The 16603-nt window shown below is 70.2% G+C and carries 14 protein-coding genes; 5 read left to right on the top strand and 9 right to left on the bottom strand.

Annotated elements, in window-relative coordinates:
• Positions 1-3 precede the first annotated feature (3 nt).
• From G5S38_RS03670 to G5S38_RS03660, 3 genes are read right to left on the bottom strand one after another with little or no spacing between them, the layout of a single operon-like run.
• Positions 4-666 (bottom strand): DUF1990 family protein, encoded by a 663-nt coding sequence (locus G5S38_RS03670; protein ID WP_235928879.1) that lies wholly within the window; start codon positions 664-666, stop codon positions 4-6.
• Positions 666-2513, bottom strand: a complete 1848-nt coding sequence (gene lepA, locus G5S38_RS03665) for a translation elongation factor 4 (RefSeq protein WP_165064428.1) — start codon at positions 2511-2513, stop codon at positions 666-668. Before lepA ends, G5S38_RS03670 begins: the two co-directional genes overlap by 1 nt.
• A 31-nt stretch (positions 2514-2544) precedes the next feature.
• Complete coding sequence (locus G5S38_RS03660; RefSeq protein WP_165064425.1) at positions 2545-3699, bottom strand: pyridoxal phosphate-dependent aminotransferase; 1155 nt, start codon at positions 3697-3699, stop codon at positions 2545-2547.
• Positions 3700-3738: 39 nt separating this feature from the next.
• Between G5S38_RS03660 and G5S38_RS03655 the strand changes: the two genes are divergently transcribed.
• Both G5S38_RS03655 and rpsT read left to right on the top strand, forming a co-directional pair.
• Positions 3739-4485 (top strand): alpha/beta fold hydrolase, encoded by a 747-nt coding sequence (locus G5S38_RS03655; protein WP_165064422.1) that lies wholly within the window; start codon positions 3739-3741, stop codon positions 4483-4485.
• A gap of 152 nt (positions 4486-4637) precedes the next feature.
• Complete coding sequence (rpsT, locus tag G5S38_RS03650; protein WP_165064419.1) at positions 4638-4898, top strand: 30S ribosomal protein S20; 261 nt, start codon at positions 4638-4640, stop codon at positions 4896-4898.
• A 120-nt stretch (positions 4899-5018) separates the two neighbouring features.
• Here rpsT and holA read toward each other — a convergent pair whose 3' ends face one another.
• The 4 genes from holA to leuS all read right to left on the bottom strand — a co-directional run bounded on the left by holA (position 5019) and on the right by leuS (position 12098).
• Positions 5019-6077 (bottom strand): DNA polymerase III subunit delta, encoded by a 1059-nt coding sequence (gene holA / locus G5S38_RS03645; RefSeq protein ID WP_165064417.1) that lies wholly within the window; start codon positions 6075-6077, stop codon positions 5019-5021.
• Positions 6078-6104: 27 nt separating this feature from the next.
• Complete coding sequence (locus tag G5S38_RS03640; RefSeq protein WP_165064415.1) at positions 6105-8564, bottom strand: ComEC/Rec2 family competence protein; 2460 nt, start codon at positions 8562-8564, stop codon at positions 6105-6107.
• Positions 8561-9271: a helix-hairpin-helix domain-containing protein gene (locus G5S38_RS03635; protein WP_165064413.1), complete on the bottom strand. Its 711-nt coding sequence runs from the start codon at positions 9269-9271 to the stop codon at positions 8561-8563. The genes G5S38_RS03640 and G5S38_RS03635 overlap by 4 nt, the downstream gene beginning before the upstream one ends.
• A gap of 256 nt (positions 9272-9527) precedes the next feature.
• A complete protein-coding gene (leuS, locus tag G5S38_RS03630) occupies positions 9528-12098 on the bottom strand; it encodes a leucine--tRNA ligase (RefSeq protein ID WP_165064410.1) in 2571 nt (856 codons plus the stop codon).
• A gap of 202 nt (positions 12099-12300) precedes the next feature.
• Between leuS and G5S38_RS03625 the strand changes: the two genes are divergently transcribed.
• Positions 12301-12780 (top strand): SRPBCC domain-containing protein, encoded by a 480-nt coding sequence (locus G5S38_RS03625; protein WP_165064408.1) that lies wholly within the window; start codon positions 12301-12303, stop codon positions 12778-12780.
• Between the two features lie 19 nt (positions 12781-12799).
• Here G5S38_RS03625 and G5S38_RS03620 read toward each other — a convergent pair whose 3' ends face one another.
• Positions 12800-14284: an anthranilate synthase component I family protein gene (locus G5S38_RS03620; RefSeq protein WP_165064406.1), complete on the bottom strand. Its 1485-nt coding sequence runs from the start codon at positions 14282-14284 to the stop codon at positions 12800-12802.
• An 11-nt stretch (positions 14285-14295) separates the two neighbouring features.
• On the opposite strand from G5S38_RS03620, the gene G5S38_RS03615 reads away from it, so the two are divergent.
• On the top strand, positions 14296-15141 hold the full coding sequence (locus tag G5S38_RS03615; protein ID WP_165064404.1) for an aminotransferase class IV: 846 nt from the start codon (positions 14296-14298) through the stop codon (positions 15139-15141).
• Complete coding sequence (locus G5S38_RS03610) at positions 15138-15869, top strand: DedA family protein (protein ID WP_165064402.1); 732 nt, start codon at positions 15138-15140, stop codon at positions 15867-15869. The genes G5S38_RS03615 and G5S38_RS03610 overlap by 4 nt, the downstream gene beginning before the upstream one ends.
• On the opposite strand, the gene G5S38_RS03605 is transcribed toward G5S38_RS03610, so the two are convergent.
• Entirely contained in the window at positions 15859-16518 is a 660-nt protein-coding gene (locus tag G5S38_RS03605) for a TetR/AcrR family transcriptional regulator (protein ID WP_165064400.1), read from the bottom strand. The genes G5S38_RS03610 and G5S38_RS03605 overlap by 11 nt on opposite strands.
• Positions 16519-16603: the final 85 nt, after the last annotated feature.

The raw sequence follows: 16603 nt of genomic DNA, 5'->3' as shown, positions 1-16603 counted from the left end.
CGGTCAGTCCGTGGGGCCGGCCAGCACCTTGAGGTAGCGGCGGGTGTACTGCTCCTGCGCGATGCGCAGCGGAATCGAGAGCACCCACCAGTACCAGGCACTGGGGCGGGAGAAGGCGGAGATGGTGAGCCACACCGAGCCGTCGTCGGTGCGCTCGACGACGAACGCCTCCTCGCCGCTCTCGGGGTGGCCGCGCAGCGTGCCGTAGGCGAAGCCCTTGCGGTTGGGCTCGTCGATCACGTAGACGACGCGCACCGGGGCGGTCACCGGAATGCCGAGGAAGCGGATGGTGAGCGTCGCGGTGTCCCCGGGGATCAGGAACGAGGTTCCGTCTCCGCCGAAGGTGTCTTCGCCTGCGCCGGTCTCGGCGGCGACGCTCTCGACGGGACGACCGTCGTCGTCGAAGGAGACCGGAACGTAGGTCTGGTCGGTGACGGCGGCCGGGGCATCCACCACATCGACGGTGAAGCCGCTGAGGCGCTGGATTCCCCACGACATGGTCTGCGCGCTGGCCCAGGCGAAGCGGTTCTCGCCGTGGCCGATGCGGCGACGGCGTTCGATCGGCCGGAAGCCCTTCGGCGGGTAGGTGAGCAGGTCTGCTGCCTTGGTTCCGCCGATGGCGCCGTAGGTGACAGGCTTCTCCCAGAGGGGCATCTCGCCGGCCATCACTTGGCCTTCTTCTCGACGTCACCCGACAGCGCGGCGATGAACGCCTCCTGCGGCACCTCGACGCGGCCCACCATCTTCATGCGCTTCTTGCCCTCTTTCTGCTTCTCGAGCAGCTTGCGCTTGCGGGTGATGTCACCGCCGTAGCACTTGGCGAGCACGTCCTTGCGCATGGCGCGGATGCTCTCGCGGGCGATGATGCGCGCGCCGATCGCGGCCTGGATGGGAACCTCGAACTGCTGGCGCGGGATGAGCTCCCGCAGCCGGCCGGTCATCAGGGTGCCGTAGGCGTATGCCTTGTCGCGATGCACGATCGCGCTGAACGCGTCGACCTGCTCGCCCTGCAGCAGGATGTCGACCTTGACCAGGTCGGCATCCTGGTCGCCGATGGGTTCGTAGTCGAGCGACGCGTAGCCGGCGGTCTTCGACTTGAGGTTGTCGAAGAAGTCGAAGACGATCTCGGCGAGCGGCATGTTGTAGCGGATCTCGACCCGGTCCTCACCCAGGTACTCCATGCCGAGCAGGGTGCCGCGGCGACTCTGGCACAGTTCCATGATCACGCCGACGAAGTCCTTGGGCGCGAGGATCGCGGCCTTGACCATCGGTTCGCGCACGGTCTGGATCTTGCCGCCGGGAAACTCGCTGGGGTTGGTGACGGTGACGGTCTGCTTATCGTCGGTGGTGACCTCGTAGATCACCGATGGGGCGGTGGCGATCAGGTCGAGGTTGAACTCGCGTTCGAGGCGTTCGGTGACGATCTCGAGGTGCAGCAGGCCGAGGAACCCGCAGCGGAACCCGAAGCCCAGGGCGACGGAGGTCTCGGGTTCGTAGACGAGTGCGGCGTCGCTGAGCTTGAGCTTGTCGAGGGCCTCGCGCAGCACCGGGTAGTCGGAGCCGTCGATCGGGTAGATGCCGGAGAACACCATGGGCAGCGGCTCGGTGTAGCCGGGCAGCGCTTCGGTGGCGGGCTTCATGGCCGTCGTGACGGTGTCGCCGACCTTGGACTGCCGCACGTCCTTCACCCCGGTGATGAGGTAGCCCACCTCGCCGACGCCGAGGCCGGCGCTGGGGGTGGGCTCGGGCGCGCTCACGCCGATCTCGAGGATCTCGTGGGTCGCGCGGGTCGACATCATCTGGATGCGCTCGCGCGGGCCGAGGTTGCCGTCGATCATGCGCACGTAGGTGATCACGCCGCGGTAGGCGTCGTACACCGAGTCGAAGATCATCGCGCGGGCAGGGGCGTCGGCGTCGCCGACCGGGGCCGGCACGAGTTCGGTGACCCGGTCGAGCAGCGCCTCGACGCCGAGGCCGGTCTTGCCGCTGACCCTGAGTACGTCGTCGGGCGAGCCGCCGATCAGGCTCGCGAGCTCCTTGGCGTACTTGTCGGGGTCGGCCGCGGGCAGGTCGATCTTGTTGAGCACCGGAATGATCGTGAGGTCGTTGTCGAGCGCGAGGTACAGGTTGGCGAGCGTCTGCGCCTCGATGCCCTGCGCGGCGTCGACGAGCAGTAGTGCGCCCTCACACGCGGCGAGGCTGCGCGACACCTCGTAGGTGAAGTCGACGTGGCCTGGGGTGTCGATCATGTTCAGCGCGTATGCGTTGTCGCCGAGCTGCCACGGCATGCGCACGGCCTGGCTCTTGATGGTGATGCCGCGCTCGCGCTCGATGTCCATCCGGTCGAGGTACTGCGCGCGCATGTCGCGGTCGCTGACCACTCCGGTGATCGACAGCATGCGGTCGGCGAGGGTCGACTTGCCGTGGTCGATGTGGGCGATGATGCAGAAATTGCGGATGAACGCGGGGTCTGTCGCCGCAGGCTGGAGGGCCTTGTTCGCTATGGGGCTCACGCGTTCCTTCGATGGTGCTTTGGTGGCGGGGTCAGGCAATTGTCCCATGCGGGGCAGGCAGCCGACGCAGGCCCTCGATCACGTCGGCCCGGTCGGCGGCCACGCACACGCGGATCCAGCCCTCCCCCGCCCGCCCGAAGGCGCTGCCGGGGGCGACCGACACGCGCTCCCGCAGCAGGAACGCCTCCGTCCAGCCGGCGACGTCTCCCTGGGTGGCGTGCTGCATGTCGATCCACAGGTAGAACGCCCCGTTGGGGCGCAGGTAGTGGATGCCACGCTCGTCGAGCACCGCGCAGGCGGCCTCGAGATTTCCCCGGTAGTGCTCGCGGGCGTCGGCGACGTGCTGGTGGTCGCCGGTGATGGCCGCGATGGCGGCCAGCTGGGCGGGAGAGGTGACGCAGCTGATGCTGGCCTCCTGAACGGTGCGCATGATCGGGGCCATGCCGGGCGGCGTCACGAGGTAGCCGACGCGCACCCCAGTCATGGCGTAGGTCTTCGACAGCGAGAAGGCGGAGAACACCCGGTCGTCGTCGTCGAGGCTCGCGATACTCACGTGCGGGGTGCCGTAGGTGAAGTACTCGTAGACCTCGTCGCTGAGCACCCACAGGTCGTGCCGCCTCGCGAAGGCGAGCAACTCGCGCAGCTGGTCGGCGTCGAGCACCGACCCGAGCGGGTTCGACGGGGTGTTGACGATGATCACCCTGGTGCGATCGGTGACCAATCGGTCGAGCTCGTCGATGCTCGGGGCGAATCCGCTGTCCGGGCGCAGCGAGTACGGCACCGGGGTCGCTCCCGCCATGCGGGCGCTCATCGAGAACGTGGTGTAGCCGGGGTCTGGCACGAGGATCTCGTCGCCCGCGTCGAGCAGCAGCCCCATCGCCTGGTGCAGTGCCTGGGTGGCGCCGACCGTGACCCACACCTGCTCGAGGTCGACGGTCAGCGAGTTCTCGCGGGCGAGCTTCTCGACGATCGCCTGCCGCAGCTGCGGGATGCCGCCGTTCGGCGTGTAGTCGGTGACGTCGGCCATGAATGCCCTGGCTCCGGCCGCGAGGATGTGCTCGGCCACCGGAACGTCTGGCTCGCCGATGGCCAGCGCGATCACGTCGTCGAGCTCCCCGGCGAGGTCGAAGATGCGGCGGATTCCGGAGGGCGGCACGGACGCGGTGTGCGGGGCGAGGGACGGCATAGGGCACACGCTACCGGGGCGTTGGGTACCGTTGACTGCATGACCCCCGCCGTCATCCTCGTACATGGGCTACGTACCTCGAGCACCATGTGGCGCCACCAGCGCGAGGTGCTCGAGGCACGCGGCATCCATGTCATCGCCGTCGACCTACCGGGCCACGGCCGACGCATGGACGAGCGGTTCACGCTCGGCGCCGCGATGCAGACCATCGGCGACGCGGTAGCCGATGCTACCGCCGCGACCGGCACCCCGCCGTACCTGGTCGGGTTCTCGCTCGGCGGGTACCTGTCGATCGACTGGGCGGCGCGCCACCCCGGAGCCATCTGCGGGTTGCTGGCCGCGAGCTGCGGAACGGTGCCGCACAGGATCGTGATCGGCGGCTGGCGGCTGCTGGCGAAGGGAATCCACCGGCTTCCCGACCGCGGCCGCTGGCTCAACGACACAGCGCTGCGTTCCCTCGTGCCGTCGCCGGGTGCGGACGACGTTCTGGCCGGCGGGGTCGCCCTCGAAGTCATGGACGACGTGCTGGTCGACCTGCTGCGGGTCGACCCGGTGACCAGCCTCGCGAAGATCGAGATGCCGGTGCTGTTCGTGAACGGGCAGTTCGACCACATCCGCTGGCACGCCGCCCGCTACCTCGCGGCGGTGGCCGACGGGCGGCTCGTCACGATCCCCGGCGCATCGCACATGGTGAGCGCCGCGAAGCCCGAGGCATTCACCCGGGAGCTGCTGCGCGGGCTCGCCGACGCCGCCGGGCGCGCCGCACCCGAATCGATTGCCGATTAGCGTCACCGGCTGGTATTGTTGCTGGTTGGCCGTCATGCGTCCTCAGTTGTCCGAGGTACGACCCGGATCGCGACGCACTCCGACGTGTCACCCCAGCATCAATACCCCGCACGTTTCCGTACACACCAGTTAGACACGACAGGAAGTCACCAGTGGCAAACATCAAGTCGCAGATCAAGCGCATCGGCACCAACAAGAAGTCGCAGGAGCGCAACAAGGCCGTCAAGAGCGAGGTCAAGACCGCTGTGCGCCTGACCCGCGAGGCCATCGCGACCGGCGACGCCGCCACCGCGTCTGCCGCCCTGATCGTCGCCTCGAAGAAGCTCGACAAGGCCGCCAGCAAGGGCGTGCTGCACAAGAACCAGGTCGCGAACCGCAAGTCGGCCATCGCCAAGCAGGTCGCAGCTCTCTAGAGCCAGCCAGTCTGTAGCCAGCCAGATTGTCCGAAGCCCCCGTCCACTGCATTCGTGCAGTGGACGGGGGCTTCGTCGTGGTGCCAGAATCCAAGGTCGATGGATGCCGCGGCGCCCCATTCAGTACTGGGACGTGCCGCGCGAACTGATGACCGACACCATGCGTTCGAGGGCGTAGACCGGGTCGCGCCCGCCGCCCTTGACCGCGGCATCCGTCTCGGCGAGAACGTCGATGCAGCGACCGATGCCGTCGTCGTCCCACCCGCGGGCGTCGCGCCGCGCGTTGTCGACCTGCCATGGCGCCATCGAGAGCTGCGATGCCAGCTGGGCGGAACCGCCCCGGCGACCGGAGACCTTGGCCATCGCGCGCACCTTCATGGCGAACACCGCGACGATCGGCACCGGGTCGGCCCCGGATGCGAGCGCGTGCCGCAGCATCATCAGCGCCTCGCCGTAGCGGCCGGCGATGGCGATATCGGCGACCTGGAACGCGGTGCGCTCCACCCGCCCCGCGTAGTAGCGGTCGACCGTCTCTTCGGTGATCTCCTCGGTGGAGTCGGAGAGCAACTGCCGACAGGCGGCGGCCAGCTCGGCGAGGTCGCCCGAGAATGCCGATACCAGGGCGCGCAGCGCCCCCGAGGTGACCCGCCGGTGCTGCGCCGAGAACTCGGAGGCCGCGAAGTCGTAGCGTTCGGTGTCTTTCTTGACCTCGGGGCACAGCACCTCGATGCCTCCGCCCTGCCCGGCGCGGATGGCCTCGAGCAGCTTCTTGCCGCGCACTCCCCCGCCGTGCCGAAGCAGCACGTAGGCGTCGTCTGCCGGGTTCTCGAGGTAGCCGAGCAGGTCGGCGTAGAACTGGTCGGTGCCCTTCTCGACGGCGCCGACGCGGATGAGGCGGGGCTCGCCGAACAGCGACGGGCTGGCGAGGGTGAGCAGTTCACCCGGCGCGTAGGAGCCGGCGTCGATGTCGCTGACCTCGAGGCTCGGGTCTTCTGCCCGCAGGGTGTCGCGCAGCAGCTCGCTCGCCCGATCGGCGAGGTACTGCTCCGGGCCGGTGACCAGCACGACGGGGGCGGGCCGCACGCGGTGCCACTCCAGCTGGGGAATGGCGGGTGCGGTCTTGGACGCCGTCTTGGACGCCGTTCTCGTGGTCGACCGCGCCGACGTTCTGGTTGCCACCGGTGTGCTCCATTCGCTCCTGCAAGCCTAACGGCGGCCACTGTCGGCGGCGTCCTCCCGGCTGCCGCCCTCGCCCGTGCGCTCGGTCCAGACGGTGAGCGCGTCGCCGCCCGCCGAACCACCCGGCCCCGGCGCGACCAGCACGATGCCGTTCTCGTCGCTGCGCAGCGCGGCGGTTCCGGCGGCGGCGAGCATGTCGAGCGCGGTCGCCGTCGGATGCCCGTAGTCGTTGTCTGCGCCGACCCCGATCAGCCCGATCGTCGCCGCGACCCTCCGGTACAGGCGGGGTTCCTGGTCGGCCGACCCGTGATGGGCGACCTTGACGATGTCGCTCCCGCCGACCGGGGTAGTCGCGAGGAGGGCAGATTGGGAGGGCTGCCCGAGGTCTCCGAGCAGCAGGGCGCTGAGGCATCCACCCGCGCATCCTCCCGCTCCCTCGAACTGCAGGGTGATGCTCGCGGCGTTGCCCGGTTCGACGCCGCGCAGCGGGTCGGTGGGCCACAGCACGCTCCAGCGCAGTTCGCCCAGCGCCCCGGTCGCGCCCCGGCTGACCTGCGTCACCTCGGCGCCGCCGTCGGCGAGGTCGCGCTTCACGGCCTCGGCTGCGGCGTCGTCGGCCGGCCCGACGAGCACCCGGTCGACCATGCCGACCACGGCGCTGCTGCCCCCGACGTGGTCGAGGTCGAAGTGGGTGAGCACGAGCAGGTCGATGCGACCGATGCCGAGGGTGTCGAGGCACGACTGCAGCAGTGGTGGGTCGGGGCCGGTGTCGACGAGCGCCGTTCGGCCCGCGCTGCGCACCAGCACGGCGTCGCCCTGCCCGACGTCGCACTGCGCGTACTGCCAGTCGGCCGGGCGGGTAGCCGCGATGCGCCAGGCGGATCCCGCCGCGATGCCGAGCGCGACCACCACGCCCACCGCCAGGGTGGCCACGACCACGATGCGCACCCGCGGGCCCACGAGCCCGGCCCCCACCGTGGCCAGCAGGCCGAGCACGGTCGCGGCCGCGGCCAGCAGCGCGCCCGGCCACCCCTCCGGCCACGCGAGGCGCGCGCCCGGTAGCGGACCGAAGAACGTCGCCACCCCCGCGATCCAGCTCGCCGGCAGCCAGGCGACGAACGCCACGACGCCCGGCAGCGCGGGAAGCCACGGCAGCGTGACGCACGCGACGAGTCCGAGCACGGTCGCGACCGGTGCGGCCGGTGCAGCCAGCACATTGGCGAGCACCCCGTAAACGGGAATGGTCGGCGCGAGCAGCACGAGCACCGGCTGGCAGGCCAGCTGGGCAGCTAGCGGAATGGCGATCATCGCCGCGACCGGCGTCGGCATCCACCGCGCGATACCGCGGGTGAGAGGGCCGGCGAGCACCAGCAGGCCAGCGGTCGCGAGCACCGACAGCACGAAGCCGTAGCTGCGGGCGAGCCACGGGTCGAACGCGAGCAGGCCGATCACCGCCAGCGACAGCACCGGGATGCCCCGCGTCGGCCGCCCCGACCCGAGGGTCGCGAGCACGAGCACCGCCATCACCGAAGCGCGCAGCACGCTGGGTTCGGGAGTGACGATGAGCACGAACCCGCCGAGCACGAGCACCGACAGGGCGATGCGCCACCCGCGGGGAATGCCCGCCGCACCGCCGGCGAGCATGACGAGGCCGATCACGATCGCGCAGTTGGCACCCGAGACGGCGGTGAGGTGGCTGAGCGCCGAGTCCTTCATCGCGGTGTCAAGCTCCTCGCTCACGGCACTGGTGTCGCCGATCGCGAGGCCCGGGAGCAGCGCACCACCGTCGCCCGGCAGCGTCGCGGCCTGCGCGCGAAAGGTGGACCGCAGCGCGTTGGCCCAGTCGAGCGCCGGTGGCGGGCCCTGGAGGAGCCGGGGAGGCCCGGTCGGGAACAGCAGGAAAGCGATGTCGTCTGCCGCCTCGGTCGCCGCGACGGTGCCGTTCACCGCGATGACCGCCCCGATGCCGATGTCGTCGTCGGTCGCCGCCCCGAACACCCTGGCCGGCACCGACACCGACAGCGTCTCGTCGCCGACCGTCACGCGGGTCACGGTGACCGCGAACGATCCGGTGCCGGCGAGCACCGTCTGGGTCGTCGTCGCCTCGACCTCGATATAGCGGCCGGATGCTGCCGCCTCCGCCATGCGCGCCGGCCGCCGGTCCGGTGCCGCGACAGCCACGGCGGTGAGCACCACGGATGCCGCCGCGAGCGACAGCGCGACCACGGCGACCCAGGCGCGTGCGGGACGGTGCCGTCCCGCGCGCTGCCGTCCCGCACGCCGCGGCCCCGCACCTCGCTGCTCCGCACGTCGCACCGCGGGAACAGCGACCACCGCCGTCGCCGTGACCGTGCCGGCCCACGCGACGACCGCGGCGGGCGCAGCAGCATCCCGCCACGCGATCATGACGGCGGCGGCCACCCACGCGCAGGCAGCCGGAATCGCGAGGCGAAGGTCGACGCGGCGCGTGACCCCTGGGGCACTCATACCGTCACCAGGTCCTTCAGGTCGGCGAAGGTCTTGTCCCCGATACCGCTGACCGCGAGGAGGTCCTCGACGGCGGTGAACCGTCCGTTGGCCTCCCGCCACTCGAGGATGGCGCGGGCGGTGGCCGGTCCGACGCCCGGCAGGGTGTCGAGCGCCGCCTCGTCGGCCGTGTTGAGGTTCACCTTGCCGGGAACACCGCCCGCGGTGCCTGCTGCACCCGCGCCGCCACCGGCACCCGGCGGAGCGGCCGGCACCTCCCCGATCACGGGAACGTAGATCTGCTCGCCGTCGGTGAGCAGCCGCGCGAGGTTGAGCTGCGCCTGGTCTGCCTCGGCGGTGAACCCGCCGGCGGCGGCGACGGCGTCGATCGCGCGGTCACCGGCGCGCAGCTCGTAGAGTCCCGGCCGGTTCACCGCGCCGAGCAGGTGCACGAAGATCCCCGCGCCCGCACCCGCGGCCGCCGATCCCGGGTCGGCTAGGGCGCTACCAGGATCGAGGCCGGCGGAACCCCCTGCCGTCGGTGCCGGCGGCCCGGATGGCGCGACGACGCGGGTGGTTCCGGACTGGCCGAGCATCGCGACGAGCACGGCCACCGCGAGGCCGACCAGCACGAGCACCACCACCGCGCCGATTCCCACCCGCACGCGGGCGCCGCCTGTGCCGCCGCCCCTCGCGCCGCCCACGATGCGATCGGGCGGCGACTCCATGCCCGCACCCTAGGCACGCGTGCGGGAGCGGCGGGCGTGCACCGTCGTCGCGTGTGGGTGCGCCGGCCGGTGTCTGGCCGTGCAGGGAGGGCCGGGCGTGCAGTGCCGAGTAGGCAGGGCCGTGCACGCAGCGCCGCGAAGGCCGGGCCGTGCGGAGAGCGCGGTGCAGGCAGCGCCCCGCGACACCGCGAACGGCCGCCCGCGAGACCCTCGCGAACGGCCGTTGATCCGGCTGGAGCTACCGCCAGCCCACTGACTAGCCCTTCAGCGCAACGTTGACGAGTCGGGGCGCCCGCACGATCACGGCCGCGATCTCCTTCTCGCCGATGGCCCGCTGCACCGCGGCAGACGCCATGGCGAGCTTCTCGAGCTCTGCCTTTTCGATCTTCGGGCTGACCTCGAGGCGGTCGCGCACCTTGCCGTTGACCTGGATGACCGCGGTGACCGACTCCTCGACGAGCAGCACCGGGTTGGCCTTGCGCCAGCCGAACTGCGCGACGGGTGCGGGGTAGCCGAGCTTCTCCCACATCTCTTCTGCCGTGTACGGGGCGAACAGGCTCAGTGCCAGGGCGATGGTCTCGGTCGCCTCACGCACCGCGGCATCTCCCCCGCCTGGGCCACTGTCGATGGCCTTGCGGGTGGAGTTGACGAGATCCATGATGCGGGCCACGACGACGTTGAACTTGAACGACTCGACGAGCGCGGGCGCTTCGGCGAGGAACCGGTGCGTCGCGCGGCGCAGTGCCAGGTCGCCGGTCTTCCAGTCGATGTCGGGGCTGCTGGTCACGTCTCCCGACAGGCGCCAGGCGCGGGCGAGGAACTTGCGCGATGCCGCGGGCGATACGTCGGCCCAGTCGATGTCGTCTTCCGGCGGGCCGGCGAATGCCATGGTGAGGCGGATGGCATCGACGCCGTGCTCGTCGAGCTGGTCGCTGAGCCGAACCAAGTTGCCCTTGCTCTTGCTCATGGCCGAGCCATCCATCAGCACCATGCCCTGGTTGAGCAGTGCGCTGAACGGCTCGGTGAAGCCGACGTAGCCGAGGTCGTAGAGCACCTTGGTGATGAACCGGGCGTACAGCAGGTGCAGGATCGCGTGCGTCACGCCGCCGACGTACTGGTCGACGGGGGCCCACTTGTCGGCCTCCTTCGGATCGAACGCCCTGGTGTCGTCGGTGGGGTTGAGGAACCTCAGGAAGTACCACGAGCTGTCGACGAAGGTGTCCATCGTGTCGGCGTCGCGCTTCGCGGGCTCGCCGGTCAGCGGGTTCTTGACGTTCACCCAGTCGGTCGCGGCACCCAAAGGCGACGACCCCTTCGGCTTGAGGTCGAGCCCGTCGGTGGGGGGCAGCAGCACGGGCAGCTGGTCCTCCGGCACCGGGATGAGCTCGCCGTCGGCGCCGTGGATGATCGGGATCGGGGTGCCCCAGTAGCGCTGGCGGCTGATCAGCCAGTCGCGCAGCCGGTAATTGCGCGCGGCGCGGCCGGTTCCCGCGGCGGTGAGCATCTCGGTGATGCGCTTGATCGCGTTCGACTTGCTCAGGCCGTCGAGCGGACCGGAGTTGATCATGCGTCCCTCGCCGGGGAGGGCGACGCCCGTGGTAGCCGGGTCGAGCTCCGGCACGTCGTCCGGCAGGTACGGAACGCCCTCGTCGTCGAGCGGAATCACCGGGATCGCCCCGGTGACGGTCGCGTTGGTGTCGAGCACGACGCGCACCGGGAGGTCGTACTTGCGGGCGAAGTCGAGGTCGCGCTGGTCGTGCGCAGGCACGGCCATGATCGCGCCGGTTCCGTAGTCCGAGAGCACGTAGTCGCCCGCCCAGATCGGCAGGCGTTCCCCGTTGATGGGGTTGATGGCGTAGCGCTCGAGGAAGACGCCGGTCTTCTCGCGCGTGGCATCCTGCCGGTCGATCTCGCTGGTCTTCTGCACGCCGGTCAGGTACTCGGCGAAGCGTGCGCCGACCTCGGGGCTCGCGGTGGCGACCAGCTCGGCGGCCAGTTCGGAGTCGGGGGCGACGACCATGAAGGTAACGCCGTGCAGCGTGTCCGGCCGGGTGGTGAACACGGTCACCGGGGCTTCGCGGCCCTCGATGACGAAGTCGACGTCGGCGCCGATGGAGCGGCCGATCCAGTTGCGCTGCATGGCGAGCACCTTGCTCGGCCAGGTGCCCTCGAGCTGGTTGAGGTCGTCGAGCAGGCGGTCCGCGTAGTCGGTGATCTTGAGGTACCACTGGGTGAGCTGCTTCTTGACGACCACGGCGCCGCTGCGCTCCGACGTGCCGTCGGCGAGCACCTGCTCGTTGGCCAGCACGGTCTGGTCCACCGGATCCCAATTGACCCAGCTGTCCTTGCGGTAGGCGAGGCCCTTCTCGAACATCTTGAGGAACAGCCACTGGTTCCACTTGTAGTACTCGGGGTCGCTGGTGTGCAGCACGCGATCCCAGTCGAACGACGCGGCATAGCGCCGCATGGTGCGCTTCTGCTGGTCGATGTTGTCGTAGGTCCACCCGCGGGGGTCGATGCCGCGCTTGATGGCGGCGTTCTCGGCGGGCAGGCCGAAGGAGTCCCAGCCGATGGGGTGCAGCACGTTGAAGCCCTGCTGGCGCCAGTACCTGGCGATCACGTCGCCGAGCGCGTATGCCTCGGCGTGGCCCATGTGCAGGTCGCCGGAGGGGTACGGGAACATGTCGAGGATGTACTTGCGCGGGCGCTTGTCATCGGGGTCGCTCGAGGCGAATGGCTTCAGTTCGTCCCACCGGGCGAGCCACTTCTCTTGGAGCGCGACGACGTCGAACTCCTCTCGCTCAGCGCGGTCGTGCTCGTGTGCCATGGGTTCTCATTCGGTGCGGGGAGGGTGTGGGCGGCGTGAGCCCAGTCAAGGCTACTAAAGAGCGAGGGGGTGGATGCTGCGCACCCCGTCACATGCACCGACCTCGTGTCGGTGCGACCATGGATGCGCACCCACCGCGTTGCCGCCAGGACACCGTGGCACCGATCTGCCCTGCCAGTACCCCACCCGAATCGAGTACCTCATGACCACCGACCCCACCATCGCCGTCGTGGACTACGCCGCCGCGGCGATCGACCGTACGCTCGTCATCCTGGCCCCGGTCGACCGGGTGTGGGAGACCATTACCCAGCCAGATCTCATCGCCGAGTGGTTCGGCGACTCCGCCACCATCGACGCGCTGGAGCCGGGTGCCGGAGGTTCGATCACCTGGGACGATCGCGGCACCTGTGCGATCCTCGTCGACGAGGTCGACGAGCCGTCGGTGTTCGCGTTTCGTTGGGGACCCAGCGACCTGGCTGTCACCGCGCAGAATTCGACGCTCGTGCGGTTCACCCTCGAGGAGATGCGCGGCGGAACGCAGCTGTCGGTGGTCGAGACCGGTTTCGCCGATGCCTACCCCGACCACGAGGTGATGACGGCAGAACTCGACGAGCACGCGTCGGGGTGGAATTCCCGGCTCGACGAACTCGCCGAGTTGCTGGAGAAGCAGGACTCCCAGTGAGAACGGCGGCCGGTAGGCCCTAGCGCTCCCCCGCGACCCCGAGCACGCGCAGCAGCGCCCCGGCCTTGAGCTTCACCTCGGCGAGCTCCAGCGCCGGCACGCTGAGCGCCGTGATGCCCCCGCCCGCCCCGACCGTGATGCCGCGCGCGTCGATCACGATGCTGCGGATGGTCATCGCGAGGTCGGCGCTGCCGTCGGCCCCGAGGTAGCCGAACGCGCCGGCGTAGAGTCCGCGCTCCCTGCCCTCGAGCTCCGCCACGATCTCGGTGGCGCGCAGCTTGGGTGCACCGGTCATCGACCCCGCGGGAAAGCATGCCGCGACGGCATCCATCGCCCGCAACCCCGGCGCGAGGCGGGCCCGCACGGTGCTCACCAGCTGGTGCACCTGCGCGTACGTCTCGACCGCGAGCAGCTGCGGGACGGTGACCGACCCGAGTTCGGCGACCCGGCCGAGGTCGTTGCGCATCAGGTCGACGATCATCAGGTTCTCGGCGCGTTCCTTGTCGTCGCCCGCGAGCTCCGCGCGCAGCTCGGTGTCACGGTGCGGGGTGTCGCCGCGCGGGCGGGTGCCCTTGATCGGGCGGGTCTCGACCACGCCGTCGCGGCTGACCGTGAGGAAGGTCTCGGGCGAGGCGCTGAGCAGGGTGACGTCGTCGATGCGCAACATGCCGCCGTGGTGGGTCGGGCTCTCGCGACGCAGCGCGAGGTAGCTGGCGACGGGGTCGGGGTGCGAGCCCGCGGCCGGGGTGACGGTGACCTCGGTGGTGAGGCACAGCTGGTAGGCCTCCCCGTCGCGGATGGCGCGCTGGCAGGCCGCGATGCTCGCGAGATAGCCCTCGTCGGTGTCGTGCCAGGTCGCGGTGGCGACGGGGGCGGCGGCGGGGGCGGTCGGAGCGGGTGCCGGCTCGCCGACCGGCATCAGACCAGTGGATGCCGCCTGCCGCACGGCATCGAGCCGGGCGACCGTGTCATCGCGCCACGCGACCAGCTCCAGCGTCCACTCCGCGGCGAGCGCGCACAGCTCCACGGTGCCTCTGGCATGGTCGATGGCGACGAGCCGGTCGACCCAGAGGAACGCGGCGTCGGGCTGCGTGGCTTCTGCGTTTCCAGCACGAGCCACCGGCACACCCCCGGGCCCACCCCCTGGCCCATCCGCCTCCCCGCCAGGGTGTCCCGCCATGGTCTGACGCCGCATGCCGTACCCGAACCAGCCGACCCAGCCGAGTGCGCCGCCCACCTCTCCCACGGGCAACCGGGGGGCCCTGCCGAGGAACTCCAGCATCGGCACGACCTCGACCCGCCCGCCCGGCGTCACGGTGACGGTGCCCCGCGTCGCATCGGCCGTCGCCGCGACCGTCGCGCTGCCCAGGTAGCTCATGCCGGTGATGGCCGCGATACCGCTGTCGAGCCAGAACGCCCGGGCGTCGCCGGCATACAGGGCGGTAAACACCGCCTCGGCATCCAGCCACCCGTCCACGCGATGACGCAGTACACGTTCGCGCATACCCTAAGAATATGAGTCCCGCCGCTCCCCCGACGTCGCAAGGCTATCGATGGGTTGACGGCGAACTCGTCGAGCACGCCGCCCCGCACCTGCGCGATGCGCGATCCGGACAGGTGCTCGTCGCGGACTCCTGGCTCGTCTCCGACGGCTCCACGCTCGCCATCGACCTGCACCGAGCGCGGTTCATGGCCGGGGTCGAGGCCGCCGCCGCGGGTGCTGCCTGGTCAGGCACCGCCCAGCCAGGCTCCGACGAGACAGACGCGTTCTGGAGCGCCGCCATCGCGGCGATCCCGCGCACCGGCGACTGGTTTCCCCGGGTCGACCTGGTCACCGGCGACTCCCCGCTCAGGTTCACCCTCCGCCCCGCGCCCCCGCGTTCGACCTCCATTCGGCTGGTCACCCACGACGGGCCGGACCCGCGCTCCTCGCCCACCGTCAAGGGTCCCGACCTCGAGCGACTGGGCGTGCTGCGCCGTGCGGCCCAGGAGCGCGGCATGGATGACGCGGTGCTGCTCTCACCCGACGGCCTCGTGGTCGAGGGCGCTTACTGCGCACTCGCGTGGTGGCGGGGCGACGCCCTGTGCGTTCCCGACCCCTCGTTGCCGCGGGTGGACAGCGTGACCGCGAAGACCCTCACCACCGTCGCCTCGGCGCTCGGCGTCGAGGTGCGCGAGGAGCTCGCCCGCCCCGCCGACCTCGAGGGACTCGAGATCTGGGCGCTCAACGCGCTGCACGGCATTCGCATCGTCACCGCGTGGGCGAATGGCCCGCTGGTGGCGCAGGAGCCGGGGCGGCTGGCGCTGTGGCGCAGGCGATTCGGCGGATTGTCACGACCGATCGGTACCCTCGACGCGTGAACGACGTACTCTCCTGGCTCCTCGGCGTCGTACAAGACGTCGATCCCGTGCTGAGGACGATCCTGGCGGGAGTCGGCATCCTGCTCGAGACGTCGGTGCTCGTGGGGCTGGTCGTGCCGGGGGACTCGATCGTCATCGTCGCGGCGACCGGTGTCGAGAACCCGGTCGAGTACTTCGGGCTGGTGGTCGCGGTCATCATCGGTGCCCTGTGCGGCGAGAGCATCGGTTTCGCGCTCGGGCGGTACTTCGGGCCCAAGATCCGCGCCAGCCGCCTCGGCGCCCGGGTGGGCGAACGCAACTGGGTGCGCGCCGAGAACTACCTCGATCGCCGGGGCGGCATCGCGGTGTTCGTGAGCCGGTTCCTTCCGGTGCTGCACTCGCTCATTCCGCTGACCGTCGGCATGAGCGCGATGCGCTACCGCACCTTCATGGCCTGGACGACGCCCGCCTGCATCCTGTGGGCGTTCGCATATGTCTCGGTCGGCACGGCGGCCGCGGGCACCTACCGGGAGCTCTCCGACCAGTTGCACGGCGCCGGGTACGTCTTCGTGGGCATCATCGTCGGGTTCGCCCTGATCGTTCTGGCCACCAAGAAACTGCTGCACCGCGTGGAGGCACGCCACATGCGCGAGCGCGCCGACGCCGTGCCCGTCATCGACCAGCGGGCCGAGGATGAGCTCCTCGAGCAACAGCAGGCAGAAGACCTGCCGGACCGCCCTACTTCGTGACCCGCGGGTCTCCGTAGAAGTCGATCAGGTAGTTCTTCGCCGTCGTGAGGCCCGCGGTCGTGAACCGGTCGTCGCCCTTGGGGTCGAGCGCGAAACCCCTGGCCACTGCCGCGTCGCACAGCTCGAGGGCGACCTCGATGTGGAACTGCAGGTCGCCGTCGGATTCCATGCCGTGGCGGGTGGTCAGCACCGAGACGACCGCCGAGGCGACGAGGCCGTTGTTGGTCTGCCCCTCCGGTCGCGGCCGCAGGTCGAGCACGTCGCCGAACCGCAGCGATGCGAATCCGGGCTCGGACAGGAATGCGTCGACCCAGTAGTCGAGCGTCACGTCGATGGCGTCGAGCCAGGTGGTGTTCTCCGGCGAGTCGATGCGGGGAACGCCCTCGGTCATGAACCGGGCGAGCGAGCGCGCGGTCAGCGCGTTGAGCACCGCGAGGCGGTCGGGAAAATAGCGGTACACGGTGCCGATAGACGACCCGGCGCGCTCGGCGATCATGGCCGTGGTCAGGCGTTCGTAGCCGATTTCGGCGACGACGCTCGCGGTAGCGTCGAGGAGCGACGTCAGTCGGGCAGCGCTTCTCGCCTGCACGGGTTCGTTGCGAAGGACGGTCGTCACCCCGGTCGATTCACCGTCAATGAGAGATGACATGTTTGTCCTTTCCAGCGGGTCAACACGAAGAGAATTATAGTCTTTTTGGGTCCCTCCCACAGATTTACGTCGGCGTGTGGATAAC

It is taken from the genome of Marisediminicola senii, from assembly GCF_011057645.1.
Classification (GTDB): Bacteria; Actinomycetota; Actinomycetes; order Actinomycetales; family Microbacteriaceae; genus Marisediminicola; species Marisediminicola senii.
This window is presented reverse-complemented; position numbering and strand designations above follow the sequence as displayed.

Bases quoted from the DNA above. Each gene is read 5' to 3' on its own strand.
- G5S38_RS03670 (WP_235928879.1), bottom strand. From the start codon at position 666: ATGGCCGGCGAGATGCCCCTCTGGGAGAAGCCTGTCACCTACGGCGCC.
- G5S38_RS03660 (WP_165064425.1), bottom strand. From the start codon at position 3,699: ATGCCGTCCCTCGCCCCGCACACCGCGTCCGTGCCGCCCTCCGGAATC.
- G5S38_RS03655 (WP_165064422.1), top strand. From the start codon at position 3,739: ATGACCCCCGCCGTCATCCTCGTACATGGGCTACGTACCTCGAGCACC.
- G5S38_RS03640 (WP_165064415.1), bottom strand. From the start codon at position 8,564: ATGAGTGCCCCAGGGGTCACGCGCCGCGTCGACCTTCGCCTCGCGATT.
- G5S38_RS03635 (WP_165064413.1), bottom strand. From the start codon at position 9,271: ATGGAGTCGCCGCCCGATCGCATCGTGGGCGGCGCGAGGGGCGGCGGC.
- leuS (WP_165064410.1), bottom strand. From the start codon at position 12,098: ATGGCACACGAGCACGACCGCGCTGAGCGAGAGGAGTTCGACGTCGTC.
- G5S38_RS03625 (WP_165064408.1), top strand. From the start codon at position 12,301: ATGACCACCGACCCCACCATCGCCGTCGTGGACTACGCCGCCGCGGCG.
- G5S38_RS03620 (WP_165064406.1), bottom strand. From the start codon at position 14,284: ATGCGCGAACGTGTACTGCGTCATCGCGTGGACGGGTGGCTGGATGCC.
- G5S38_RS03615 (WP_165064404.1), top strand. From the start codon at position 14,296: ATGAGTCCCGCCGCTCCCCCGACGTCGCAAGGCTATCGATGGGTTGAC.
- G5S38_RS03605 (WP_165064400.1), bottom strand. From the start codon at position 16,518: ATGTCATCTCTCATTGACGGTGAATCGACCGGGGTGACGACCGTCCTT.